At 35.2% G+C, this 24,447-nt stretch carries 28 protein-coding genes and 2 other annotated features; of the genes, 12 read left to right on the forward strand and 16 right to left on the reverse strand.

The window, feature by feature from the left end:
- The first annotated feature begins 18 nt into the window (after nt 1-18).
- Complete coding sequence (locus tag C794_RS02580; protein ID WP_017795584.1) at nt 19-543, forward strand: GNAT family N-acetyltransferase; 525 nt, start codon at nt 19-21, stop codon at nt 541-543.
- 173 nt (nt 544-716) lie between these two features.
- Here C794_RS02580 and C794_RS02585 read toward each other — a convergent pair whose 3' ends face one another.
- From C794_RS02585 to C794_RS02605, 5 genes are all read right to left on the reverse strand, one after another.
- Nucleotides 717-2,696: an acetoacetate--CoA ligase gene (locus C794_RS02585; RefSeq protein ID WP_017795585.1), complete on the reverse strand. Its 1,980-nt coding sequence runs from the start codon at nt 2,694-2,696 to the stop codon at nt 717-719.
- Nucleotides 2,697-2,949: 253 nt separating this feature from the next.
- Nucleotides 2,950-4,083: a conserved virulence factor C family protein gene (locus C794_RS02590; RefSeq protein WP_017795586.1), complete on the reverse strand. Its 1,134-nt coding sequence runs from the start codon at nt 4,081-4,083 to the stop codon at nt 2,950-2,952.
- A 14-nt stretch (nt 4,084-4,097) separates the two neighbouring features.
- Nucleotides 4,098-4,622, reverse strand: coding sequence for a type 1 glutamine amidotransferase domain-containing protein (locus C794_RS02595; RefSeq protein ID WP_017795587.1), 525 nt, complete (start codon nt 4,620-4,622; stop codon nt 4,098-4,100).
- 107 nt (nt 4,623-4,729) lie between these two features.
- Nucleotides 4,730-4,975 carry a hypothetical protein gene (locus C794_RS02600; protein ID WP_011064911.1) on the reverse strand — a complete coding sequence of 82 codons (246 nt, stop codon included), beginning with the start codon at nt 4,973-4,975 and terminating at the stop codon, nt 4,730-4,732.
- A 403-nt stretch (nt 4,976-5,378) separates the two neighbouring features.
- Complete coding sequence (locus tag C794_RS02605) at nt 5,379-5,834, reverse strand: YueI family protein (RefSeq protein ID WP_017795588.1); 456 nt, start codon at nt 5,832-5,834, stop codon at nt 5,379-5,381.
- A 152-nt stretch (nt 5,835-5,986) separates the two neighbouring features.
- On the opposite strand from C794_RS02605, the gene C794_RS02610 reads away from it, so the two are divergent.
- The gene (locus C794_RS02610) at nt 5,987-6,940 is read left to right on the forward strand and encodes an MBL fold metallo-hydrolase (protein ID WP_017795589.1); all 954 of its coding nucleotides are present in this window, start codon (nt 5,987-5,989) and stop codon (nt 6,938-6,940) included.
- Nucleotides 6,941-7,023: 83 nt separating this feature from the next.
- Here C794_RS02610 and C794_RS02615 read toward each other — a convergent pair whose 3' ends face one another.
- From C794_RS02615 to C794_RS02625, 3 genes are all read right to left on the reverse strand, one after another.
- Complete coding sequence (locus C794_RS02615) at nt 7,024-7,434, reverse strand: VOC family protein (RefSeq protein ID WP_017795590.1); 411 nt, start codon at nt 7,432-7,434, stop codon at nt 7,024-7,026.
- Complete coding sequence (locus C794_RS02620; RefSeq protein ID WP_017795591.1) at nt 7,409-8,218, reverse strand: exodeoxyribonuclease III; 810 nt, start codon at nt 8,216-8,218, stop codon at nt 7,409-7,411. The genes C794_RS02615 and C794_RS02620 overlap by 26 nt, the downstream gene beginning before the upstream one ends.
- Before the next feature lie 146 nt (nt 8,219-8,364).
- Nucleotides 8,365-8,799 (reverse strand): hypothetical protein, encoded by a 435-nt coding sequence (locus tag C794_RS02625; protein WP_017795592.1) that lies wholly within the window; start codon nt 8,797-8,799, stop codon nt 8,365-8,367.
- 227 nt (nt 8,800-9,026) lie between these two features.
- Between C794_RS02625 and C794_RS02630 the strand changes: the two genes are divergently transcribed.
- The 9 genes from C794_RS02630 (at nt 9,027) to C794_RS21145 (ending at nt 15,734) form a co-directional block, all read left to right on the forward strand.
- Complete coding sequence (locus C794_RS02630) at nt 9,027-9,404, forward strand: GntR family transcriptional regulator (RefSeq protein ID WP_017795593.1); 378 nt, start codon at nt 9,027-9,029, stop codon at nt 9,402-9,404.
- 1 nt (nt 9,405) lies between these two features.
- On the forward strand, nt 9,406-10,095 hold the full coding sequence (locus tag C794_RS02635) for an ATP-binding cassette domain-containing protein (RefSeq protein ID WP_017795594.1): 690 nt from the start codon (nt 9,406-9,408) through the stop codon (nt 10,093-10,095).
- On the forward strand, nt 10,092-10,916 hold the full coding sequence (locus tag C794_RS02640; protein WP_017795595.1) for a hypothetical protein: 825 nt from the start codon (nt 10,092-10,094) through the stop codon (nt 10,914-10,916). The genes C794_RS02635 and C794_RS02640 overlap by 4 nt, the downstream gene beginning before the upstream one ends.
- Nucleotides 10,917-10,922: 6 nt before the next feature.
- Nucleotides 10,923-12,134, forward strand: a complete 1,212-nt coding sequence (locus C794_RS02645; protein ID WP_017795596.1) for a hypothetical protein — start codon at nt 10,923-10,925, stop codon at nt 12,132-12,134.
- 413 nt (nt 12,135-12,547) lie between these two features.
- Nucleotides 12,548-13,096: a diaminobutyrate acetyltransferase gene (gene ectA, locus C794_RS02650; RefSeq protein WP_026133697.1), complete on the forward strand. Its 549-nt coding sequence runs from the start codon at nt 12,548-12,550 to the stop codon at nt 13,094-13,096.
- The gene (gene ectB, locus C794_RS02655; protein ID WP_017795598.1) at nt 13,096-14,376 is read left to right on the forward strand and encodes a diaminobutyrate--2-oxoglutarate transaminase; all 1,281 of its coding nucleotides are present in this window, start codon (nt 13,096-13,098) and stop codon (nt 14,374-14,376) included. The genes ectA and ectB overlap by 1 nt, the downstream gene beginning before the upstream one ends.
- Before the next feature lie 15 nt (nt 14,377-14,391).
- Entirely contained in the window at nt 14,392-14,778 is a 387-nt protein-coding gene (locus C794_RS02660; protein WP_017795599.1) for an ectoine synthase, read from the forward strand.
- Nucleotides 14,779-14,924: 146 nt separating this feature from the next.
- Nucleotides 14,925-15,536, forward strand: coding sequence for a TetR/AcrR family transcriptional regulator (locus C794_RS02665; protein ID WP_017795600.1), 612 nt, complete (start codon nt 14,925-14,927; stop codon nt 15,534-15,536).
- 75 nt (nt 15,537-15,611) lie between these two features.
- Nucleotides 15,612-15,734 (forward strand): hypothetical protein, encoded by a 123-nt coding sequence (locus C794_RS21145; protein WP_017795601.1) that lies wholly within the window; start codon nt 15,612-15,614, stop codon nt 15,732-15,734.
- A 222-nt stretch (nt 15,735-15,956) separates the two neighbouring features.
- Here the strand turns inward: C794_RS21145 and trpA are convergent, their stop codons facing one another.
- The 8 genes from trpA to C794_RS02710 all read right to left on the reverse strand — a co-directional run bounded on the left by trpA (nt 15,957) and on the right by C794_RS02710 (nt 23,613).
- On the reverse strand, nt 15,957-16,748 hold the full coding sequence (trpA, locus tag C794_RS02675; RefSeq protein ID WP_017795602.1) for a tryptophan synthase subunit alpha: 792 nt from the start codon (nt 16,746-16,748) through the stop codon (nt 15,957-15,959).
- Entirely contained in the window at nt 16,748-17,947 is a 1,200-nt protein-coding gene (gene trpB, locus C794_RS02680) for a tryptophan synthase subunit beta (RefSeq protein WP_017795603.1), read from the reverse strand. The genes trpA and trpB overlap by 1 nt, the downstream gene beginning before the upstream one ends.
- Nucleotides 17,944-18,564: a phosphoribosylanthranilate isomerase gene (locus C794_RS02685; protein ID WP_017795604.1), complete on the reverse strand. Its 621-nt coding sequence runs from the start codon at nt 18,562-18,564 to the stop codon at nt 17,944-17,946. The genes trpB and C794_RS02685 overlap by 4 nt, the downstream gene beginning before the upstream one ends.
- Nucleotides 18,565-19,347, reverse strand: coding sequence for an indole-3-glycerol phosphate synthase TrpC (gene trpC / locus C794_RS02690; protein WP_017795605.1), 783 nt, complete (start codon nt 19,345-19,347; stop codon nt 18,565-18,567).
- On the reverse strand, nt 19,348-20,370 hold the full coding sequence (gene trpD / locus C794_RS02695; RefSeq protein WP_017795606.1) for an anthranilate phosphoribosyltransferase: 1,023 nt from the start codon (nt 20,368-20,370) through the stop codon (nt 19,348-19,350).
- Complete coding sequence (locus C794_RS02700; RefSeq protein ID WP_017795607.1) at nt 20,351-20,962, reverse strand: anthranilate synthase component II; 612 nt, start codon at nt 20,960-20,962, stop codon at nt 20,351-20,353. Before C794_RS02700 ends, trpD begins: the two co-directional genes overlap by 20 nt.
- The gene (gene trpE, locus C794_RS02705) at nt 20,943-22,349 is read right to left on the reverse strand and encodes an anthranilate synthase component I (protein ID WP_017795608.1); all 1,407 of its coding nucleotides are present in this window, start codon (nt 22,347-22,349) and stop codon (nt 20,943-20,945) included. The genes C794_RS02700 and trpE overlap by 20 nt, the downstream gene beginning before the upstream one ends.
- 66 nt (nt 22,350-22,415) lie before the next feature.
- Nucleotides 22,416-22,668, reverse strand: a binding site (T-box leader).
- Between the two features lie 39 nt (nt 22,669-22,707).
- Nucleotides 22,708-22,951, reverse strand: a binding site (T-box leader).
- Between the two features lie 113 nt (nt 22,952-23,064).
- Nucleotides 23,065-23,613 carry a nitroreductase family protein gene (locus C794_RS02710; RefSeq protein ID WP_017795609.1) on the reverse strand — a complete coding sequence of 183 codons (549 nt, stop codon included), beginning with the start codon at nt 23,611-23,613 and terminating at the stop codon, nt 23,065-23,067.
- A 273-nt stretch (nt 23,614-23,886) separates the two neighbouring features.
- On the opposite strand from C794_RS02710, the gene C794_RS02715 reads away from it, so the two are divergent.
- Complete coding sequence (locus tag C794_RS02715) at nt 23,887-24,426, forward strand: HD domain-containing protein (protein ID WP_017795610.1); 540 nt, start codon at nt 23,887-23,889, stop codon at nt 24,424-24,426.
- Nucleotides 24,427-24,447 lie beyond the last annotated feature (21 nt).

The following is a 24,447-nucleotide window of genomic DNA, read 5'->3' on the forward strand; positions in this document are numbered from 1 at the left end:
CATCTTGGGAGGGTTAGAATGATTATTCGTAAGTATAAATCGAGTGATACAGCTGGGTTAGTGGATTTGTTTTATGAAACCGTTCATGTTGTTAATAAACAAGATTATACAAAAGAACAATTGCATGCATGGGCACAGGTTTCAAATAAGCAGCAAAAAAAAGACAGTTGGTATCACTCCCTGAATAAAAATATTACTTATGTAGCTGTGATGGATAACATCATTGTTGGCTTTATTGATATGGAAAAGGATGGCTATCTTAATCGCTTATTTGTACATAAAGACTATCAGCGACAAGGAATAGCAAAGCGGTTATATAATAGTATTGAAGATGATGCGAAACAATATAATATAGAAAAGCTATATACGAATGCAAGTATTACTGCTAAACCTTTTTTTATACAATGTGGATTCACTATAATTCAAAAACAAGAAGTAAATATAAATGGAGTGATACTGGTAAATTATAAGATGAGTAAGATAATAAGGACACAAAAGAATGTAAAGCGACGCTGGAATAAAACAATTCAATCAAAAGAATAATTCAAACAAACGACGACTCTTCAACTATACTTTGTTGTGTACTGGTCGTCTTTCACTGCAATTCGTAGCTCTAATCTAACCTAGGGAGGTTCTTCCCGTTGGAGTTTACGTAAATTCATGTTCTTTCATTATTCATCTTGACGTTATATTTGTTTTTCCCAGCGTCTGGTAACTTATTTATTCCACTCTTTGGCTAAGTTAATAAAATATTCGATAGCACTTTCGTTGATGAGTGATCCTTTATTCATAACTTGCTCGATACTTGCGCCCATTAATATTTTCTTTATGGGAACTTCAATTTTTTTGCCATTTAATGTTTTAGGTAATTCTTTAACTTCAAACATATGAGTAGGCACATGTCTTGGTGAACAGTGCGTTCGTAGGTTGTTTTTAATAGATCTCTTTACTTCATCCGTAAAAGGCTTTCTATCTTTCATAACTACAAACAAAGGAGTAATCGAATCTCCGTTTGGTTGAGGCAAATCTATCATTAAACTATCTTCTACTTCTTCAATTTGATCAACAGCTCGATAGATTTCACTTGTACCAATACGAATACCTCCGCGATTTATGGTTGCGTCCGAACGACCATAGATAATAGAGGTGCCTTTTTCTGTAATTTTTATATAATCACCGTGACACCAAACCCCGCGATAAGTGTCAAAATAACTATGATACATTCGCATACCATCATCGTCATTCCAGAAGAAGATCGGCATACATGGAAATGGTTTTGTTAGCACTAACTCTCCAATTTCATTAACTAATGAATTTCCATTTGGATCATAACTTTCCACTTTCGCTCCTAGACCGCTACACTGCAGTTCTCCTGCATAAACTGGTAAAGTTGGAGAACCAAGCAAAAAGGCCGTACATACATCGGTTCCGCCACTCACAGAAGATACCCAAATATCTTTCTTCACATGAGTATAACACCATTGAAATCCTTCAGGAGGTAACGGAGATCCAGTTGAACTTATATTTTTTAAATTGGAAAGATCGAATTCTTCACCTGGATGGATATCCTTCTTCATCGATGAAGTTAAGAAGCTCGCACTGGTTCCAAATACAGTCATTTTTGTATCCTCAGCAAATTTCCATAAGTAACGTTCATCTGGATAGGTTGGGCTTCCATCGTATAAAATAATACAACTTCCAGTAAGGAGCCCTCCAACAAGAAAATTCCACATCATCCATCCTGTTGTAGTAAACCAGAAAAAACGAGAATCCTTATCTAAATCGAGATGTAAGTGAGTGGATTTTAGATGCTCGAGTAACATCCCACCTTGGCTATGAACGATTGCTTTAGGTTTTCCGGTTGTACCAGATGAATAGAGTACCCAAAGCGGGTCATTAAAGCCAACCGGTGTATAGGTTAGTTCTAAAGGTTTACTAGCGTGAACGGCATCTGTCCATATTATTGGTCGTTTTAAATTAGAAAAATCTGCATCGTCATACAAGTAAGGAATCGTAATCGTTGCTTCTAAAGAAGGTATTGTTGACTGAATCTCTTCGATAATAGCCATTCGATTAAAGCTTTTACCACCATATTGATAACCATCTATGGTAATCATAACTTTAGGTTCAATTTGCTGGAATCGTTCAATAACACTTTGTTTTCCAAAATCAGGAGATGCACTGGACCAGATTGCTCCGAGACTAGAAGTGGCCAGAAAGGCAACAATAGTTTCATAAATATTAGGAGCATAACTAGCTACTCGGTCGCCTTTTGTTACTCCGATATTCTTAAGTGTTTGTTGTAGTGCAGCTGTATCTTGATAAAGTTGTTTCCAGGAAATTTCTTGCATTTCTCGCGTTTCTGAAGCATGTATAATGGCAGGATTTGAATTATTTTTATGCTTAAACACATGTTCTGCATAGTTTACTTTTGCCTCTTTAAACCACCTAGTTCCAGGCATCGATGTACTGGATAATACATGTTGATAGGGGTGGTGAGAAATCACATTAAAGTATTCCCATATCGTTTCCCAAAAGGAAGTAATATCGTCTACTGACCATTTCCACAAAGAAGCATAATCGTTCAAATGAAGTTGTTTTTTTTCTGCTAACCATTGCTGATATGCATACATATTTGATTGTTTAATTTGTTGCTCGTTCGGTTCCCATAATAATGTACCTTCTTCTACTTTCACACTCTCTTCCCCCTTTGACTCTAAACTCTTTATATCTTATTATATGAAAACGTTTTCTTTGCGTAAAGGGTACTTTTATCCCGCGTGTAACGAGCCTACTTCAAGAATATAAGGATTAGTTAAAGAAAATAAGCGGGGGATAAATTGACCTTAATTTTCCAATTCAAGAGCCTTGCTCATACCTTTATTAGTGGAGAAGGAAAACACCCAAGTTTCATCTTTTTATCATGCTGAAAAAAGGCTGATCTCATAATCAGCCTTTTTTCGTAGCTTGTGTCATTTGATGCCATACTGATCCTTGGGCTTCCTTGCCACCTCGAATACGTTCAAGCGCCATATTTATTTGCATTCTTACCTCAAATTCGGGGTCATCTGCAGCATCCTCAAGCGGAGCAATAGCTGATTCATCTCCAACTTCATATAGGAACATAGCCGCACGCCAACGAACTAATCGGCTTTTGTCTTTCAATGTCGTAATCATTTTTGGTGTAGCTTCTACAAATCCAAGGTCAGATATACAATCACCAGCAGTACGTCTTACATTAACAGCTTTATCTTCTAAGGCTAAATAGAGCAATGGTAGCACTTTTTTATCTTCAATCATCCCAAGATATGCCGTTGCAAGTCGTCGAATCGATGACTTTTCATCGTGTAGTGCTTTTTCTAACAGATCTAAATCATCGATAGTAGGATCTAGTCGGTCTAAAGCAGCATAGCGATTTTTCCAATTAGGATCATCCAACTTTTCAATAGGCACAGATTGATAATAGCTGGAACTCTGCTCGGTTTTATCAGTTTGGAATGCTACGTTTACAAGTGTTCGAAGTCTTTCTTCGTCATAGCTAGCTTTTAGTTCTTCAACAACTTCTTCCCCAATTTCATCCATATCACCATATCTTGGGTGTTGTTCCACCCATTTACGATCCATAATTACATTTGTAGATGCTGGTGAAGCATCCATAACAGCATTTGTAAAAAGCTCAGGTAGTCCAAAGCGTTTCTCTTCATCGTCTTCTTCAAGTTTTACTTGCATCGGAATACCGAGGAACATCTGAATAAAAACACGGACTTCACCAAAACTATCTTGCTCAACAGAAGGTGTAACATTTTGGATTGATATTTCTTCTGTTGTACCAAGAACTTCACGTACTTGTGGCAATAATTCTTCCCATGATGTCTTTGGGTGTCTCGCTAATGCAATAAAATCTACCACACGATAAATATTTTTAACACCTGTTAATGAAAATAATTGCTGTACATAGTTAGGCGCTTTATTTAAATCGTCTTTTTCATTGTAATTATACGTTTCGTCTGGAGGTAGGGATTCATTCAAATTAATTTTCATTGAATGTGGGCTAGGTGTTGGTTCAATAGATACTATTTTCATAACCAATATACCTCCTATTTATTTGCTAATACATTAATAAATTCTCGTAAATAATCTGGTAAATCTGGTGGGCGACGACTTGATACTAAATTCTCATCCACAACGACAGGTTCATCAACCCAAGTCGCTCCAGCATTTGTCATATCATCTTTTATCCCAGGAGTACTTGTTACTGTTTTTCCATTAAGGATATTCGCAGATATAAGCACCCATCCAGCATGACAAATTTGACCGATTGGTTTTTTTGCTTGGTTCATATTACGAACCATATCAAGAACTTCTGGAAATCTACGTAATTTATCTGGTGCCCAGCCGCCAGGTACAAGAATCGCATCATAATCAGCATCGTTTACATCCTTATATGCAAAGTCAGATTCTGCAGGCACTCCATATTTGCCTATATATTTGTAATTTGCTTCTTTTCCAATAAGGTCAACCTGTGCACCTTCTTCGCGCAACCGGAGGACAGGGTACCATAATTCTAAATCTTCAAAGTCATGATCAACAAGTGCTAATACTTTTTTATTTTGTAATTGCATCGTTTTATTCCTCCATTCTATGTATAAGTTTAACAGACGTTGTACCTGTTGACGATTAGAATGATTAATAAGTAACCGTAAAAACATAAAAAAACGGTTGGAATGAATCAACCGTTATATTCTGCATATTTGATAAAGCTTTGTTCTTCTTCAATAAGTCCGCATGCAGCACATTGTACTTTTAATTTAGGACCTTTATATAACTGATGAAAAACTTCAACATTTTCATCGGTGTAAGCGTTAATTGTTTCACCAGTTTGTGGGTCCATCTTCACAGGAGTTGCATGCTGTTCAATTAAATTAAATCTTGATCGGTTTGTTTTACAATTGGGACATCGATATGCATGTGTCATAACATCACCTCCAACAATAGTATTCCTTTGATGGAGAATTTTATCACGCATGGAACGTGGATGAGATTTAACAAAAAGTTTTGTTCAAAAGACAAATGATAGATAGAACAAGCATAAGTAATATATGGAGACTCCTTGAAAATCAAAAATCGATTTTCTGCGGGCGATGCAATGCTGTCGAGGTCTTCCTTGTCCTATGGGAATTAGGCATAGGTAAGACCAGGAATGCGGAGCATCCGGAGGCTCACCAGCCGCCACTGGATAAGCACAGTATATTTCTAAAGCGGCTTTTTAGAGTCTATTCATTCGGGTTTATCTTTTGCGTAAATACTTTTGTCTCTCCCTCTACTTCTGTCACTATTAAAGTTTTACTTTACGAAATTTCTCTTTGCATAGTGATTAATTATTTAAACCAAGATTTGATCCGATCCACTATTCCTTTTTCTTTTTGACCATCATCTTCTACGCTGTCTGATTCTTCCTGATCGTTGTCATTTGAAAGATAGATATCTTCTTTATCAATCGCATGATTGTAAGTTAATACGGCTCCAATTTCTGTTTGGTGTTCTTGATTACTAATTGTTGTATGTGAAATCTTATATTTATCAGCTAAATCCCTTTCTTGCTTTAAGAATTTATAAGCTACGCTACCATTCATTAATAGTGTGGAATTAGGATGTTTTTTCATTTCTATTTCTAACTTTTCTAATCCACGATCGGACATCACTTCACCAATTGTTAAAGCGAGAATCACACGTTCACGTAAGGTACCTAAAAAGTGCTTCCGTTCAGCCTCTTTTGGTAAACGCGTACCATACATGCCTTCTTGTAAATAGTCATCAACATTTTTCTTTGTCATATGCTTTCATCCTTTATATTACTGTTATTGTTAATGTACACCATTATTGTATGTAAAAACAAAGAAAATCTATCAAAGAATTTTCTAATGGAAAAAGCATTTATGATACTATAAAAGTAATGAAATGCAAACTGATAGGAGGTCTAGTGAAAATGGAACGAAGTCATAAAAGACCAATTTCTTTAGGAAATGGTATCTCACTGATAGACGGATATGATTTAGATGTAGAGAGTAGGACAGGTGTTTATGTTTTGGAGGAAGAAGAACTAACCATTATTGAGACAGGCCCAAGCCCATCGGTTCCTTATATCAAAGAAGGTCTTGAAGCGTTAGGACATGATTTAACAGAAGTGAAATATATAATACTTACACATATTCACTTAGATCATGGTGGTGGTGCAGGTCGGCTACTACAACTATGTCCAAATGCAACAATAATTGTCCATCCTAAAGGAAAGCGACATTTGGTTGATCCGAAAAAGTTAGCTGCAGGAGCAAGAGCTATTTATGGAGAAAGTTTTTCTGATTTGTTCGAACCAATTATACCAGTGCCTGAAGATCGTATTGTCGTAAAATCAGAAGGGGACAACCTGACTATTGGTTCAGATCGTAAACTTGAATTTTGGGATACTCCGGGACATTCTCGACATCATATAGGAATTTATGATCCAGTGAGTAATGGGATGTTTACAGGAGATACTGCTGGAATACGTTATGAACAGCTAATACCACATGGCATTGATTATTTCCTGCCATCTACATCTCCTAATCATTTTGATCCTGTGGCAATGAAAGCTTCTATAGAGAGAATGCGTAAGAAAAACTTGGATTACATTTACTTTGGCCATTTTGGTGCAACAGATTTAGTTAATCAAACGTTTAATCAAGTTGAATATTGGCTCGATATTTTTATACAGCAAGGCGAAAGAGCCGTGGCAGAGGAAGAAGGTTATGACGCAATAGCCAAAGCTTTATTGAAAAAAGTTCAAGCAGATTTACAGGATAAGGGTATACCAGATGACCATAAAGTATATACAATTATTAATTTGGATTTACAAGTGAGTGCTTTAGGAATTATTGATTATTTACAAAAGCAATCGTCCTAATAAAGTAAGTCATATGATTAAGATACCCCCCCAACCTTACCTGAGCATGAAAGTTCAGGTGAAGTTGGGGGGTTACTTTAAGGTTATATGTTCAGTAGCTTTGAAGGAGCGACAATTTCTACTTTAATACGGTCAGGGTCTTCAAAATAAACAGCGTAGTGATTCGGTCCTCCAGCAAAAGGATGGCAATCTTTATACAGAATAGGGATTTGTTTTTCCTTCAATTGTTCTGTAAGTGTATCAACATGTTCTTTTGATTCAGCGTGGAAAGCTATATGATTTAAACCGACTCTACGACGGTGATAAGCAATATCTAAAAATTTATCTTCAGCTTGGACAAATACAATATATGATTGACCTAGCTTCCAACTTTGACCTTTCTCCCATTCTTGATAAGGCTTATAACCAAGATTTTCTAATAACCATCCCCAGAATTCTTGAGATCGTCGTAAATTGGAAACATAAAATTCAATATGATGTATAAGTCCTTTCATCTTCGCCAACTCCCATTTGCATTAATTGTTTTTCATCTATTACAAGTCCAATAGGGCAATGATCACTCCCTAATACAGAAGAATGTACTTCCGATTTTTTTAGAGCAGGAATAAGTTGTTCTGATACGATGAAATAATCGATTCGCCATCCTATATTTCGTTCACGAATAGTTTTCATATAAGACCACCATGTATAGATGTCGTCTTTATCGGGATGAAAATGACGAAGTGTATCGACAAATCCGGCATCTAGTAATCGCGTCATTTTACTTCTTTCTTCTTTTGTAAATCCAGAATTCCCATGATTTGTCTTATCATTTCTTAGATCAATTTCATGATGTGCGACATTCAAATCCCCGCAGTAAATAAGAGGTTTTTTCTTATTTAATTTCTGTAAATAATCAAATAATCGGTCTTCCCATTCAAGTCGATCTTCTAAACGGGTTAAATCACGCTTGGAATTTGGAGTATATACATTGATCACGTAAAAAGATTCGTATTCTAAGGTAATAATTCTTCCTTCTGGTTCAAAATTATTGGAATCTAAACCATAGAAAACATGAAGTGGTTCCCATTTGGTGAAGATTGCTGTTCCTGAATAACCTTTTCGCTCGGCGTAATTCCAATATTGATAATATCCATCTAAATCTAATTGAATTTGACCTTTTTGTAATTTTGATTCTTGAATACAAAAGAAATCTGCGTCCATCTCTTGGAAAAAGTCTAAAAAACCTTTTCTAACGCAAGCTCGTATCCCATTCACGTTCCATGATATAAAATGCATATCTGTTCTTCCTTCCTCAGTAATCTGATAGTCATTTTATCATAATTCGTTTCTTCCCTGTTGAAATCACGATTATTTTGTAAAATAACATTTCCCGGGAAATATGTTGTCGAAAGGCTTTAGACAAAAAAGGGAAGAGAAGGGGTTTATTTGCTATATCTATTTAGTAATAATACATGGATCTTGTTAAGGGCTAATAGAATATGTAAATAAATGTTAGCTGCTATAATTCCAAACAAAACAAATATCATGAATTCACGTATATCAAATGGTCCATCATCAAATACAAATAATACACTGATGATTATGCAAGCTGCTAATGAATATAAAATTAGTTGTAATAAATAGTGTGCAAAATTCGATGAAATATTTATTCTCTTAATAACCATATCAATTACCATAGATATAATAGCTCCTGCAATAAACGGAGGAATGCTAAACATGAATACGAAAATAAATGTTTCCCAAAAACCGAAGTAATATGTATTAGGTGCACGTTGGGAAACCGGTATATAAAAAGCCCATGAATAAAGTGTACTGAATAATATTATTGAGAGTATCGTCGTATGTAATCTCTTCAAACTATTTATCCCCCTAATTTTATGAATTTCATTACCAATTTTATCTTATTTAGATGATGAATCAACAAAAAGTAATGAAGAAATTTGATTATTGAAATTAATTTTGTGAAAAACAAAAAAATCACTTGTATCCATAGTGTATTAATCGTATAATACAGTGAGTGTATTATGCGATTAATACACTAAATGAATCCAATTCCTGGTTTCAAGATGAAGGAGAGAAAGCAATGAAATTGCAATTCAATAAGCGAGAACCTGTTTATATTCAGGTCAAGAGACACCTAAAAGAACAAATTGCAACTGGAAGATTAAAACCTGGAGAAGAAATCCCTTCACGAAGAGAGTTGGCTAGTCAGTTAGAAATCAATCCAAATACCGCTCAACGAGCGTATAAAGAAATGGAGGAAGAAGGATTGATATATACAGAAAAGAATCTTCCTAGTTGTGTTACTTCTGACACAAAGAAGATAGAAGATATTAGAGAGGAACTCATCAATGGTGCTATTGAACATTTTTTACAAGCAATAGAACCTATCCGTTTATCGAAAAAGGAGATTATTGATCGCATTAAGATCCAATATGATGTCACAAATAGGGAGGATTAGAATGATTGAATTAACTGATGTATATAAACGTTTTGGAAGAAAGTCTGTGCTAAACGGAGTTACGTTTCAAGCAGAAAAAAGTGCAATAACTTGCTTGATCGGTATTAATGGATCTGGAAAAACGACTATACTCCAATCAATTATGAATCTTACTCCAATTAGTAAAGGAAAGATCACTATCGATGGGAATCTGTTAAATAAGAATACGTATGAAAAGCTTACGTATATTCCAGATACCATCACGCTATTACCAAGAATGAAAATTAAGGAAGCATTTATTTTTATGGATGATTTTTATTCAAACTGGAATCAAAAGCGTGCGGATGAGATGTTAAGCTTCTTTAAACTTGATCGAGAAGAAAGAATCATGAATCTTTCTAAAGGAAATAAATCAAAGGTGAATATGCTAATGGGACTTGCGATGGACGCGGATTATATTCTTATGGATGAACCTTTTTCCGGAATCGATATCTTTAGCAGAGAACAAATTACTGATGTATTTACTAGTCATCTCGTTGAAGACAGGGGAGTTATCATTACAACTCATGAAATTAATGATATTGAACATTTAATTGACAAGGCAATTTTAATAGATAATGGAGTAGTTGTTAAAGAATTTAATACAGAGCAATTGCGAGAAGATGAAGGGAAATCTGTTGTTGACGTAATGAGAGAGGTGTATCGCACTTGAGTAATTTTGGGAAATTAGTGAACTTTGAATTTAGACGATTTTTACCGATATTCTTACCATTAGTAGGTATTTTAGTCTTGAGCCAAGTAATAGGGGCTATTGTTTTTTCAATGCGATATCTGAGTGATATGGAACGATATCTGATTCAAGGTCAGCGGACTACTGAAGATTTCATATTAGAGTTTGGAAAACTGTCAATGATGGAAGTGGTAAATTCAATTTACTTTATGGGACCAATTGGAGTAGCCGTAGTTTCATTGCTTATTTACCTTTTATTTATTTGGTATAGAGACTGGATAGGAAAAAATACTTTTGCGTATCGATTACTTACGCTTCCTACGAACAGATTAAATCTATTTTTCTCTAAAGCTAGTACAATATTCATTTTTATATTCGGTTTTATAACAATTCAATTAATTATGATGCCAATTCTTCAGTTTATATTAAAATTATTTGTTCCTGTTGATTATCGGCTGGATATGGCGTTAGGAGCTATGGTCCAAGCGAATTATTTTTTGTCTATACTATTACCACAGACAATTAGCGGTTTTTTTATTCATTATGGTTTAGGTATTGTCTTTACAATTGGAATTTTTACAATGGTTTTATTAGAAAGAAGTTATCGTCTCATAGGTATAGGGTTTGCTTTTCTTTATGCAATTATAGTGTGCACATTTATATTTACGCCGTATTATTTTCAATACTTTTTTCATTTGTATACACATGAAGCTTTTTGGTTAGAGACTTCTGTGATGATTATAATAAGTGTTCTGTCTATATGGTTAAGCAGCCATTTATTAAATAACAAAATAAGGGTGTGAATAATAATGAAGCATATAAAAAAATATTGGGGGTTATGGGCAATTATAATTACTTCTACAATAGCGATAGTTATCTATTATGTTCATATGGAAACTTCTAAAATCAATCTAGAATGGAAAACTGTATCTGGAGAAGAAAAGATTGTAGAGGATTTAAGTATTAAAGGACACTTATTCACTCCATATCAAGAAGATTATTTTTCTTCTACTCCAAATAATTTTGAAAGATCTAGTCAAGAAAATGTGTTATTAAGTAATGGTTTAAGTATTTATCAACATGAACGCTTAAATCGTTTTATCGACGAGTACCAATCATTTATGAGAGGGAAATCAATGGATGATAGTTTGTATCATGAAACAGATGAAAAAATAATATATACGAGTGTGGACGATGAGGAAGAAAATCTGTTGATTGAATTACTAGATAAACAAACAAAGGAAGTTTATAAATTTGAGTATCCTTTTGAAAATATAGAGGGTAGTTATATAAGTGTTAATTCTACTGAATATGTGGAAGATGAATTATATATTATTATAAGTTCTCTAGATATTAATGGGGAAGCTGGTGAAAATTATGAGTACTATTTGTATACAATCGATATGAAAAACAATCAATTAGTAGAAGAGCGTAAAATTATTGGTAAGGAAGATCAAGAGAAAACGGATATTATCCAATTGATTGATGATACATTTACGGAGAACCAAAAGGTAGTAATGTTTGAAAAGTATAATAGTCCTGAACTTATTAGTTACACTAATGAAAATGGAGAATATGTTTCTGAGCGGTCAATGGATGATAGTGATGTAGAAGATGTTAGACAATTATTTTTATTGGATTTGATTAATAATGAAAAAATTGAAATTCCTAACACTATTGCACTTGGGAGTAATCATATAATACGTAATCAATTTGTCTATTACCTAAGGGAAGAAGCTGAGGCTAGGTACATAGAACAGTATAATATTAATAAGCAAGAGATAGATACAATTGCAACTTTAAATGGAGAAGACACTGGATATGGAACGTTATTACAAGAAAAAAATGGTTATATGTATATTGCAAATCTTAATAGTAACTTAGAAATCAATTTAGAAGTTATTAATATAGAAAACGGAGACAGTTCTTATAAAGGACATATTGTAGTTAGTGAATTATCAGAACAATTACTTAAAGAACAAATTCAAATTATGCCTCAAGAATTGGAATTCCGATATTAAATGAAACTTATTATAAAAAATGTATGTTTGCATTGATACATGTGACGATACGTGTTTGCAAATTTTCACATATATTATATTGAATCTAGACAAGATTTGTCATAGATCAACTTCCAACAACCCATGAATAGGAGAAACCGCAAGACGGTTTCTCCATTTTTTTATGATTACATAAAATTCAACTATATAATAAGGAAGTTTCTATTTGGAAATTTTTAGGTTATCCAAATTTTTAACTATTTGGCACGATTTGGGACTATTTAATAAGCGATGGCATCTAAACGAAGCTCAGTCCATTTAATGGGCATTAATCGCTATTAATCACGATTAATCCGTTTTGACGAATTGGTAAATTATTTATATTCTAAAAGACGTGATTGTTCAAATAATTTGGAGGTGAAAGCATCACTACGATTTTAGATGTTGCTGAAAAGTTAAAGGTAGATACGGATGAGTATTACTTTAGAAGACCAACAAAAGAAGATGGGGGTCCCGTTTGGGAACTAGTTAGAGAGATAGGAAATTTAGATTTAAATTCATCGTATAGTTATGTACTATGGTGCGAAGTTTTCGCAGAATCTTCCATCGTCGTAGAGCATAAAGAAACACAACAAATTGTCGGATTTATTTCGGGATTTATGCATCCTGAAAAGGAAGATACCCTCTTTATATGGCAGGTTGCCGTTTCTTCAACGCAAAGAGGAAAAGGATTAGCAACCAAGATGTTACTTCAATTACTTGAGTGGAACGAGTCGGTTAATTTTATTGAGGCGACAGTTGCCCCTTCAAATAAACCATCCAATTACTTGTTCCTAGGATTAGCAAGAAAGATTCATACAAACTGGAAGATTAGCGATTATTTTAAAACAGAACATTTTCCGGCTAAAGATGAAGAACATGAAGAGGAACTACTTTTTAGAATAGGGCCAATGAGAAAAAATAAAAATAAAAGGATGATATAATGACAACGATTGTTGATAAAGCCCGGAATGATATGACTGCATTTGAAGAAATGGAATCAGCGGTAAGAAGCTATAGTCGTGGCTGGCCGGTAGTATTTGAAAAAGCGAAAGGCTATAAGCTTTGGGATAAAGATGGAAACGAATATATTGACTTCTTTGCTGGGGCAGGTGCACTAAATTATGGTCATAACCCAAGTGAAATGCAAAAAGTCATGATTGATTATATACAAAATGATGGTGTCATTCATAGCCTTGATATGGCTACCACACCACGAAAAAAATTCTTAGAGTCATTTAATGAGGTTATTCTAAAACCACGTAACATGGATTATAAAGTGATGTTCCCTGGCCCTACAGGCACGAATACGGTTGAAAGTGCTTTAAAAATTGCTCGTAAGGTAACAGGAAGAGATACGGTTATTGGTTTTACTAATGCGTTTCACGGAATGACAATCGGTTCCCTATCAGTTACAGGTAATTCCTTTAAACGTAATGGAGCTGGAATACCGTTAAATCATGCAATTTCTATGCCATTTGATCAATATGTAGATGGGCAAGATTCAATTGCATATATTGAACGTTTCCTAGAGGATTCTGGAAGTGGAGTAGCGCTACCAGCTGCATTTATTTTAGAAACAGTTCAAGGAGAAGGCGGGATTAATGCTGCTCGCCTTGAATGGGTGAAGAAAATCGAAGAAATTTGCAGAAAATGGGACATTCTATTAATCATTGATGATGTGCAGGCAGGATGTGGAAGAACGGGTACTTTCTTTAGCTTTGAAGAAGCAGGAATTAACCCAGATATTATTTGTCTGTCAAAATCAATTGGTGGAGTTGGGTTGCCGATGGCGATTACATTAATTAAGCCTGAATTTGATCAATGGGGACCAGGTGAACACAACGGTACATTCCGTGGGAATAACCTTGCATTTTTAGCAGCTACAGAAGCATTAAATAATTGGAAAACGGAATCATTCTCTCAAAATATTAAGAAGATGAGTTCTCTATTCCAAGAGAGAATGAAACGTACTGTAGAAAAGTTCCCTCAGTTAAATGCAGATTTAAGAGGTAGAGGATTAATGCTCGGTATCGGAGTTCATGTAGATGGACTTGCAGGCGAAATTTGCGCCGAAGCATTTTCTAGAGGGTTAATTCTAGAGACATCCGGAGCTAAGGATGAAGTTGTAAAATTCCTTCCACCATTAATTATTGATGAAGATGGTATTAAAAAAGGAATGGACATCTTAGAAGAAAGTATTCAAGCAGCACTAGAGAAATAAGGAGGAGTTTTAATAATGATCGTAAAATCATTAGAAGATATTCAAGGTACAGAGGATCATCAAAAAGGGGAAACGTGGGAAAGCAGACGTTTTGTTTTAAATAAAGATAATGTTGGATTTAGCCTTAACGATACGATTATTAAGGCAGGGACAGAAAGCTACTTCTGGTACAAAAACCATATTGAAGCAGTATACTGCATTGAAGGTGAAGGAGAAGTAGAGAAAAAGGATACTGGTGAGGTATGGCAGTTAAAACCAGGAACGATGTATCTTTTAAATGATAATGATAAGCATTATTTACGTGCAAAAACTCAAATGCGTATGGTATGTGTGTTCAACCCAGCGTTAGTAGGAACTGAAACACATGATAAAGATGGAGTATATCCATTATTAGCTGAATAATTAAAGATGTAAAGAACCTGACTTCTATAGGGAGGAGGGTTCTTTTTTGCTAGAAATTAAAGAAAAATCAAAAGGGTTGTAAATTGTTTCAAAAAAGACTACTATTTATATAAACTATCCAGTCAGTTTTATAAAGAGGTGCAATCATGGCTCCACGAATTTCTGAAGAAGAAAAAGAAGCACGTAGAGAACATTTATTGGAAGCAGCTTTAGAGTGTTTCTCTGCCAAGGGATACTATGCATCAACAGTTGACGATATTGTTCGATATTCGAATTTAAGTAAGGGATCAGTCTACAACTACTTCAAAAGCAAAGAAGAAATTTTTATTCATTTGCTGAAGAAAAAACGTCAGGAAATGGTAGAAGACCTTACTATTAAATTAGCAAAAATCAATAGTCCACTAGAAAAACTGAAATTTTGGATCCGAGAAGATATTCCATTTAGTCTTGAAAAGAAAAAATTTATGCGTGTACATGTTGAGTTTTGGTTATATTCTACAGACTCACCAGAAGTTCAACATATTTTAGTTGAGCGGTTTGACGACATGTTTGGATTAACGAAAGAGATTATTGAGCAAGGACAGAAAACAGGGGAAATCAAGCAAGACATTGATGCTGAAGCAGCTGCATCCATGTTTTGGTCGTTGCATGATGGAATTTGGTTACACGCTGTTATTGGTTATGATGAGTCAAAGCTAGAGGCACGTATTAAGGAAATGGAAAGAGTGCTTATCGCATATTTAACAGCTAATGCCTAAATTTGGAATCATTTTAGATGGTTCCTCATATATTAAGAAACTGACCGGTCATTTTAGAAAAGGAAGGTGATAGTAATGTTGAAGAAATTATTTAGATATCGAAATCAAAAACAAGATATTTATATGAAAAATGAAGAGCATTTATTACGCGAGAAATTATCCGTGCAATATGACTATATTCGTTCAATAACTAGATAAAAAGCAGGAGTCCACGAAGTTAAGGTGGGCTCTTTTTAATAAAAAATGTGTATCTTCCCAGAAAGAAGATACACAGACAAAAGAGGTAAGATAAATAGTATTTATCTTACTAAAATAGAAATACGTAACAAAATAAGGTAAGATAAACAAAATTTATCTTACCTTATTAAAAAGGTGTACTCTAATAGGGGCATAGAATCCATATACAATAAAATGAACAGATTACTTTATTACTTCTACTCCTATACTCTCTTGAATTAGAGAAGAAATTGCTTCTTCATCACCCTGTTCAAATAACTGAACAATTTTACTTCCTACGACTACGCCATCACAAGCAGCAGATAGTTCTCTTGCGCGTTCAGCAGTAGATATGCCAAATCCAGCTAAAACTGGTACATAGCTTACTTGCTTGAGTCTTTTTAAAAAGTGATACGCATCTTTCTCGTGTTGAGCACGTTCTCCTGTTGTACCAGTTACAGATACTGCATATAGAAATCCCTCTGATCGTTTTGCTATTCTTTCTAGTCGATCTTCTGTGCTCGTCATGGCAGCTAAGCGAATAAATGCAATCTCGTGCTGAGTTAACGAAAATGCTACATCGTCTTCTTCTTCCATTGGAATATCTGGAAAAATTATGCCATCAACACCTGCCTTCGAGCAATCTCTAGCAAATTGATCGAAGCCATATTTCCATACAGGATTAATGTAGGTCATAAGAACAATAGGGATATTTCTTTGCAATTTATATTTTTCTAATTCTTCTAATACAGAACTTATCGTAGTTTTATTTGCTAGCGCACGTTGTCCAGCATCTTGAATTACAGGTCCATCTGCTACTGGGTCAGAAAAAGGAAGACCGAGTTCGATGGCAGAAGCACCTGCTTCTTCTAAAAACTGAATACGATTGTTTAAATTATTCATGCCACCATCTCCGGCCATGATATAGGGTACAAATATAGGTTTATTTGCTTGCTTTTTTGCTTTCAATACACCATCTAGTTTACTTTTTCCCATTATTGTTCCCCCTCTAATCTTTCTTTGACTTGTTCTACGTCTTTGTCCCCTCTACCAGATAAACAAATAACTATAGACTGTTCAGGATTCATTTCCTTCGCTAATTTTGTAGCATAACTAACTGCATGGGCACTCTCTAATGCAGGGATAATGCCTTCTGTTTTGGATAAAAGTCGAAAAGCTTCAAGTGCTTCCTCATCAGTAATTGAGGAGTATGTCACTCTTTTAGTCTGGTGAAGGTGACTATGTTCTGGACCGATTCCTGGATAATCAAGACCTGCTGAAATAGAGAATGCTTCTTCAATTTGTCCGAAATCATTTTGAAGCAAATACGTAAATGTACCATGTAGCATACCTGGAGAACCACCAGTTAGGGTTGCTGCATGTTGATTGGTATCTAATCCTGCTCCTGCAGCTTCTACACCGAATAAGGTCACTTCCTTATCGTCGATAAATGGGTAGAACATGCCCATCGCATTGCTTCCACCACCAACGCATGCTACAACAGCATCAGGTAAGGATCCTATTTTCTTCATACTTTGCTCTTTGGTTTCTTTTCCAATCACAGATTGAAAGTCACGAACAATTTTGGGGAAAGGATGAGGGCCGACCACCGATCCAATGATATAATGAGTATCATTGACATTATTTACCCAATAGCGAAGAGCCTCGTTCACAGCGTCTTTTAAAGTTCCACTACCTTGGGAGACACTGACTACTTCTGCCCCCAGCAATTCCATACGAAAGACATTTAGCTTTTGACGTTTAATATCTTCTTCACCCATAAAAACAATACATTCTAATCCTAATAAAGAACATACTGTCGCAGTCGCAACACCATGTTGACCTGCACCAGTTTCAGCCACAACTTTTTTCTTACCCATTCTTAAAGTGAGTAGTGCTTGCCCAATGGTATTATTAATTTTATGAGCACCAGTATGATTTAGATCTTCACGTTTTAAATAGATTTGTGCACCGCCCGCATGTTCAGTTAACTTTTTAGCGTGATATAGAGGAGTTTCACGTCCGATGTATTCCGTTAAATATGTCTGAAGTTCCTCCGTGAATTTCTCATCTTTCAACGCATCTTCATAGGCTTTTTCTAATTCAAGTACTGCAGGCATTAATAATTCTGGTACAAATCTTCCACCGAATTCTCCGTATTTTCCTTTGATGTCTGGAAATGAATAAGTAGTCATTGCAATACATCCTTTCTTTCTTTTTGTACTTTAGTAATAAATTGATTGATCTTCTGGACATCTTTTTTTCCGTTTAGTTCTACTCCGCTTGAGACATCAACTCCAGCTGGTCTTACAGTTTGGATAGCTTCAAGTATATTGTCTGTATTTAAACCACCAGCTAATATTAATTTGTCAGTAAAAGGCTGATCTTTGAGCATATTCCAATTGAATGTTACACCGTTTCCTCCTCTTGATGATTGAACAGGGGGACTGTCTATTAAAATATATTTAGCCGATGATTGGTTTGCTTGTTGTAATCCCTCTGTAGTTGCTGGAAATGCTTTAATAATGGGAATTGGAATCTTTTTTTGATAGGCAATAGTTTCATCCCCATGTAACTGGACAATATCGAGATTTAGCTTTTCGATTATTGATAGAATATTCTCTAAAGGTTCATCTACAAATACCCCCACTTTTTGAATGGTGTGAGGAAGTTTTTTTGTTATTTCCTCAGCTTGAGGGATGGATAATTGTCGCTTACTTGGGGCAAATACAAATCCAATCATATCAGCGTTAGCATCCGCAACTGCTAGAGCAGTATCAATGGAAGAAATTCCACATATTTTTATAAACATTTATAAACTCCTTTCAACAAGGGGCACGCGTAGATTATTAAAATCTGTTTCTAATTGATTTGATTTCATAAACGTCTCTCCAACTAAAATAGCTTTCGCTCCAGCTTCGGCAGCTAGCGTTGCATCACCAGCTGTTCTCATGCCACTTTCGCTAATGATTATAGTATTATTATCAACTAGTTGAGCCAGTTGTTTCGTAGTTTGTAAATCAACTTCAAAGGATTTTAAATCACGGTTATTAATGCCAACAATAGCTGGTGATATCGTTAAGGCGTTTTTTAACTCTTCTGCAGTATGCACTTCACAAATGACCTCAAGTCCTTTATTTGAAGCATAATTATATAATTCCTGGAATCTTTCTAATGGTAAAGCTGCTAGAATTAACAGGATAATAGAAGCCCCTGCATCTTTTGCATCATCAATTTGAACCTCATCAATAATAAAATCTTTACAAAGAACTGGAACCGAAACTGCTTCACTTACTTTTTGTAAATCCTTTAATGAACCTTGAAAAAAATTTTGATCTGTTAATACAGATATGGCAGATGCACCTGCTTGCTCGTATTTTTTAGCTTGCTCGACGGGATCAAGGTCCATTTGAATTTCTCCTTTTGAAGGAGAAGCGCGTTTAATTTCAGCAATAATGGATAGTGAGTTTGCTTGGTTGATTTGACTTATCAACGAATAAACAGGTATACTTCGGGTCCCTAAATCGTTTTTCTCTTGTTTTCTAATCCTTACTTCAGTTTGTTTTTCTTCTAAGATTTTTGCTAGAAAAGTCATCTAAACCACCTCGCTAACTTTCTTACTGAAAGTGATTAGGTTATTGAGTTTGCTTAATGCTGAACCAGAATTAATACTTTCTCTAGCAAGTTTAACGCCATCATAAATGGAACCCACTCTTCTTGTAGTAAACAATGCAATGCCTGCATTGAAAAGTACGGTATCCAGATACGCGCTTTCTTCACCTCTTAATATAGACAGTAAGATATTTGCGTTATCTGTTGCATTTCCTCCTTGAATTTCATCATTCGGATATACAGATAAACCAACCTCTTCTGGATGAATTGTTCTTTCCTCTAATCGGTCATTTTCAACGAGTATATATTGATTTTCTCCTTGTAAAGAAGCCTCGTCTAAACCACCAGCACCATGGATCACAATTGCTCGTTCTCTTCCAAGTAGTTGTGCAGCTTTTGCCACCATTGGAATAGCTGCTGGATCATAGACTCCAATATATTGAGAATTTAAGTGAACAGGATTCGTTAATGGTCCGATGAAATTAAAAATAGTAGGTATTCGTAAATCTTTTCTTACTTTGCTCACCTGTTTTAGCGTCGGATGTACATGTTGTGCGAACAAGAAAGCAATTTGATTTTTTTCTAACATTTCATTTACTTGTTCTTTTGTAAAAGCTAAAGATACGCCTAGTTTTTCTAAGACATCCGCACTACCTGTTTGACTTGATACACTTCTATTTCCATGCTTTGCTACGGTTACACCAGCTCCAGCTAATACAAAAGCAGAACAAGTACTGATGTTAAAACTGTTTGAACGATCTCCACCAGTTCCGCAATTGTCCATTACTGGTTGGTGAAAGTTTAATAGGAAAGGAGAATGTTCTTGAATAACTTGAGACAATCCAACTACTTCTTCCGCGGTTTCTCCTTTCATTTTTAATGAGATAAGAATAGCTGCTAGTTCCGAATCAGATACTTCTTCTGAAAAACAATGTGTAAATACTTCTTTTATTTCTTCTGTGGATAAATCTTGTCGATCAATAATTTTATGAAGTGAGTGCTTCATTATTTTCATCCTCCTGTAACGCCTTGATTTGTAATAAAAAATTCCGAATGATTTGCTTTCCATCCTTTGTGCCAATGGATTCTGGATGAAATTGCATTCCAAAAAGTGGTAGTTGTTTATGTTCTATCGCCATAATCTCATTATCATCCAAGGATCGTGCAGTCACTTGGTAATTTGGAGATAGACTTTTAGAATCAACTATAAGTGAATGGTACCGCATGACCTGTATTGGATTCTTAAGTGAATGTAATAACTGTGATTCCTTTATTGATATAGTTGATGTTTTTCCATGTTTTATCACCTTGGCTTGCTTTATTTCTCCCCCTAAAGCTTCTGCTAGTACTTGATGGCCTAAACAAATACCGAGTATTGGGAATTCTCGGTATAATTTCCTGACAATCTTCAAACAATTTCCTGCTTTTTCTGGAGAACCTGGCCCAGGAGATATAACAATGGCTTCTGGTTGCAGTGCTCGAATCTCATCAGGAGTAATAGCATCGTTTCGAATAACATGGACTTCCTTATCAAATTCAGAAATATATTGATAGAGATTATACGTAAACGAGTCATAGTTATCGATTAATAAAATCATGATCGTCCACCTCCATAAAAGATTTGGCTTTATTTAATGTTTCAATATACTCATTTGTAGGTATGGAGTCATAGACTATTCCTGCTCCTGCTTGTAAGTATGCTTTATCATCTTTAACGATCACAGTTCGAATAGCTAGAGCCATGTGTACATCTTGTTGAAAATTGATAAAACCAATACCTCCACCGTAAGGACCTCTTTGGTTTTGTTCTAACTCGTTGATTATCTGCATTGCGCGTATTTTTGGTGCTCCAGATACCGTTCCTGCTGGTAAACAAGAGATTAATGCATCAATACTAGAGTAGTTTGATTTTAGAATGCCAGTGACTTCAGAGACCATGTGCATGACATGCTGATATTTTTCTATTTTCATATATATCGGAATATCAATACTTCCAATTTCACATACTCTTCCAAGGTCATTTCTACTTAAATCTACAAGCATTTGATGTTCTGCTCTTTCTTTTTCATCAGAGAGCAATTCCTCTGTCAGCATTTGATCAATCTCTTCAGTACTACCTCTTTTTCTTGTACCAGCTATAGGATTTGTGATGATTTTCTTTCCACTTGTTTCAATGAGACTTTCTGGTGAAGCTCCGAGAATGAGGTAATCATTAAAATCCATATAAAACATATAAGGTGAAGGATTCGATTGTCTCAGTTGTTCATAAAATGAGATGGAAAATGTTTCTGGATTTTCGACTTTTGCCTGCATTCGTTGAGATAATACAACTTGAAAAATATCTCCTTCTTCAATATATTTTTTTGCAATAGCTACATTACTTTCGAATGTTTCTTGGTCCATTTCTGGAGTGAATGAATATCTCGCAGGGAAGGGGAGCATTGTTACTCTTGCTTTCTTCATAATTTCTCTGAGTTGTTCTAGACGTTTCTGTAAAATATGTTCAGAAGCTGATGAATCCGTATCAATCACAAGTAGGTAGCATGTATCTTCTTCATGATCGAATATGATCGTATCTTCAAACAACATCAGATGTATGTCTGGCATGTTTCGTTTATCAGGTAATCTATCCCCGATGTGCTCAAAGGAACGTATCGTATCGTAGCCGATATATCCGATTGCTCCCCCATAAAATGGAAAGGAAATATCGATTTCTATTTTAGGTAGATGCTGTTTTATATAATGTAAGGCATGTTGTTCAACCCATTTATCTTCATGAGTTTTATAGTTACAAATCTTTGTACGATTATCGAAACCAAGGATTTCTTGATATGGACTCCTTCCAAGAAATGAAAAGCGTCCTTTTTCTTCATGTGGAAAACTGCTTTCCAATAAATATTTCTTTGGACTATCTAGTTGTGTTAGAACTTGAATAGGTAATAATTGATCGATTGGTTGCTTCTCAATTACATAACGGATACTCATGTCTTCGACTCCTCATTTAAATTTGGTTGAATAAAAAAAGTCCCCTATAAACACAGTAATGTGCTTATAGAGGACGATAGGAACCGCGGTGCCACCTCATTTGAGAAAATATTTTCCCAACTCATTTTCAGATACGGGAGCAACTATTCTCCGATATCCTATCCGTATAACGGCGGAAACCCGTTTTTCCCTACTAGTCTATGTTTCAAGAAAACTCTCGTAAGTCCATTCAATACTCTTCTACGTGCTAGAATTTCACCAACCTCTAGCTCTCTGTAACGCTTCCTGAATATCTACTCCTCTTACTCAATGATTTGCAATTATTTAGTTGTCTGAATACAAAAAAGCCCCTAATCCTAAAAAGGACGAGGGACCGTGGTACCACCTTTATTAGCTGAAGTTCAGCTCACTTTAAAAGTAGGATAATAAATTATCTACTTAGTCTCGATAACGAGAGACAAATTCGCCAAGGCCTACTTCAGTTAACGGTTCGGTTTGGAGCTCAGAAGTCCATTCCTTAATAAAATATCCCACTGATTCCCACCAACCATCAGCTCTCTTTAGGGTTTTTATTAAGTACTCTTCTTCGTCAGTGCCGGTTCATCAATTTGTTGAATTTATCTTACCGGAAAGGACAAGCAATTGTCAATAACCTTTTTGAATTTTTTTTCTATAGTCCAGTCACTTAACTCTATTAATCGACCGAAGTCTCCTGTTAGCCCAGAAAATTTTCAAATTTATCATCGACCGAGATCCGTTCTTTCTGTGGCGGTATTTCTTCAAAGTAACCTAAATGAAGAAAACCAACGATTTTTTCATTTTTTTGGATGTTTAATTTATCTTTAACGTTATCATCGTAAATATGCGGGTTTGTTTTCCATACAACTCCAAGTTTCTCTTGCCATGCAAGCAACCAGAAATTCTGAATCATGGAAGCAACAGCCCCGTAGTTTTCGTCCCATTGCTTTGGAATATCAGACTCTTCCATAACAACAACGAGTATTGCATTAGGTTCATTTAAATAATTTTCTCTGTTTTCTTGTCTTTCTTCAGGGTAAGTAGATGCAACTTTTTTTGCGAAAACAGGCAAGTGTTCTTGACTGACAAACAAAAAGCGCCAAGGCTGTCTCATTCCATGTGTGGGTGCCCATATTGCATCTTCTAATAATTCTTTTATTTTATCTTCAGTGACTTCTTTATTTGTGTAACCTTTTTTTATGGCACGTCGTTCTCTAATAAGTTTCGCTAATGCAGTTCTTTCCATACCCATACCCCTATACAATTTAATTGATAATTGTTATCAATTAAATTGTAACGGAAGCGCACATTCTTTGCAAATTTTGAGTAAACTACTTTACAACTGACTTGTAAAGAGGTAAAATAAACTAATATCTTTTTTGAAAGGTATTTGCGAAAATTAACTGAATAGAAAATATTGTTGCGCAGTAGCTATATAGTCTGTGCTTTTTTCATACATGTTTATATTCGGTGAAATTCGGTAATTAAATTAATATACACGAAAGAAAGGAGCATAAGTATGGAAAGAGTTACTTTGGAACAGATTTTTGTTCACCCAATCACAAAGAAGTATTTACAACGCTCTGGGGTTGCCCATGCAGTGGCAGTGGCGGAATACGCATATATTTTTTCTAAGCGATTTGCAGTAAATCCAGATCTTGCCACAAAAGCAGCACTCTTACACGATATTGGTCACTATACATGGTATCGTAATGGTGAATGGGATTATAATCTCTATAAAGAAAATGATATTCATGCGATTAAAGGTGCGAGTCGTGCGCATAAACTTTTAATTCGAAATGGTGAAGAGCGACAAGCAGCAAAAGAAATCGCTGTTGCTATTTTACTTCATACTGACTCTTATCTGCCAGAAGGCGAATTGCAACTAAATCCACTTCAACAAGTTGTGGCAATGGCAGATGAAGCTGATGAAGAGTATGGTGGCAATCATCACTATAAAGAAATCGACCCCGAACTAGCGCTAACAAGAATTCGAGCATTAGATAAACAAATTGATGATGCTTTAAATAAAGCAGATACCTCTTCTAAGCATGCATAAAAAGAAATGCATGAATTTAGA

The sequence above is a fragment of the Oceanobacillus kimchii X50 genome, assembly GCF_000340475.1.
In the GTDB taxonomy this organism is placed as follows: domain Bacteria; phylum Bacillota; class Bacilli; order Bacillales; family Amphibacillaceae; genus Oceanobacillus; species Oceanobacillus kimchii.

Excerpts from the sequence above, each read along its gene's own strand:
- C794_RS02635 (WP_017795594.1), top strand. The coding sequence starts at position 9,406 with ATGATTGAATTAACTGATGTATATAAACGTTTTGGAAGAAAGTCTGTG.
- ectB (WP_017795598.1), top strand. The coding sequence starts at position 13,096 with ATGACAACGATTGTTGATAAAGCCCGGAATGATATGACTGCATTTGAA.
- C794_RS02610 (WP_017795589.1), top strand. The coding sequence starts at position 5,987 with ATGGAACGAAGTCATAAAAGACCAATTTCTTTAGGAAATGGTATCTCA.
- C794_RS02580 (WP_017795584.1), top strand. The coding sequence starts at position 19 with ATGATTATTCGTAAGTATAAATCGAGTGATACAGCTGGGTTAGTGGAT.
- C794_RS02710 (WP_017795609.1), bottom strand. The coding sequence starts at position 23,613 with ATGGAAAGAACTGCATTAGCGAAACTTATTAGAGAACGACGTGCCATA.
- C794_RS02615 (WP_017795590.1), bottom strand. The coding sequence starts at position 7,434 with ATGAAAGGACTTATACATCATATTGAATTTTATGTTTCCAATTTACGA.
- C794_RS02600 (WP_011064911.1), bottom strand. The coding sequence starts at position 4,975 with ATGACACATGCATATCGATGTCCCAATTGTAAAACAAACCGATCAAGA.
- C794_RS02715 (WP_017795610.1), top strand. The coding sequence starts at position 23,887 with ATGGAAAGAGTTACTTTGGAACAGATTTTTGTTCACCCAATCACAAAG.
- C794_RS02620 (WP_017795591.1), bottom strand. The coding sequence starts at position 8,218 with ATGCATTTTATATCATGGAACGTGAATGGGATACGAGCTTGCGTTAGA.
- C794_RS21145 (WP_017795601.1), top strand. The coding sequence starts at position 15,612 with ATGTTGAAGAAATTATTTAGATATCGAAATCAAAAACAAGATATTTAT.
- C794_RS02605 (WP_017795588.1), bottom strand. The coding sequence starts at position 5,834 with ATGACAAAGAAAAATGTTGATGACTATTTACAAGAAGGCATGTATGGT.
- C794_RS02660 (WP_017795599.1), top strand. The coding sequence starts at position 14,392 with ATGATCGTAAAATCATTAGAAGATATTCAAGGTACAGAGGATCATCAA.
- C794_RS02700 (WP_017795607.1), bottom strand. The coding sequence starts at position 20,962 with ATGATTTTATTAATCGATAACTATGACTCGTTTACGTATAATCTCTAT.
- trpC (WP_017795605.1), bottom strand. The coding sequence starts at position 19,347 with ATGACTTTTCTAGCAAAAATCTTAGAAGAAAAACAAACTGAAGTAAGG.
- C794_RS02665 (WP_017795600.1), top strand. The coding sequence starts at position 14,925 with ATGGCTCCACGAATTTCTGAAGAAGAAAAAGAAGCACGTAGAGAACAT.
- trpA (WP_017795602.1), bottom strand. The coding sequence starts at position 16,748 with ATGGGAAAAAGTAAACTAGATGGTGTATTGAAAGCAAAAAAGCAAGCA.
- trpE (WP_017795608.1), bottom strand. The coding sequence starts at position 22,349 with ATGAGTATCCGTTATGTAATTGAGAAGCAACCAATCGATCAATTATTA.
- trpB (WP_017795603.1), bottom strand. The coding sequence starts at position 17,947 with ATGACTACTTATTCATTTCCAGACATCAAAGGAAAATACGGAGAATTC.
- C794_RS02645 (WP_017795596.1), top strand. The coding sequence starts at position 10,923 with ATGAAGCATATAAAAAAATATTGGGGGTTATGGGCAATTATAATTACT.
- C794_RS02590 (WP_017795586.1), bottom strand. The coding sequence starts at position 4,083 with ATGAAAATAGTATCTATTGAACCAACACCTAGCCCACATTCAATGAAA.
- trpD (WP_017795606.1), bottom strand. The coding sequence starts at position 20,370 with ATGAAGCACTCACTTCATAAAATTATTGATCGACAAGATTTATCCACA.
- C794_RS02630 (WP_017795593.1), top strand. The coding sequence starts at position 9,027 with ATGAAATTGCAATTCAATAAGCGAGAACCTGTTTATATTCAGGTCAAG.
- C794_RS02595 (WP_017795587.1), bottom strand. The coding sequence starts at position 4,622 with ATGCAATTACAAAATAAAAAAGTATTAGCACTTGTTGATCATGACTTT.
- C794_RS02685 (WP_017795604.1), bottom strand. The coding sequence starts at position 18,564 with ATGTTTATAAAAATATGTGGAATTTCTTCCATTGATACTGCTCTAGCA.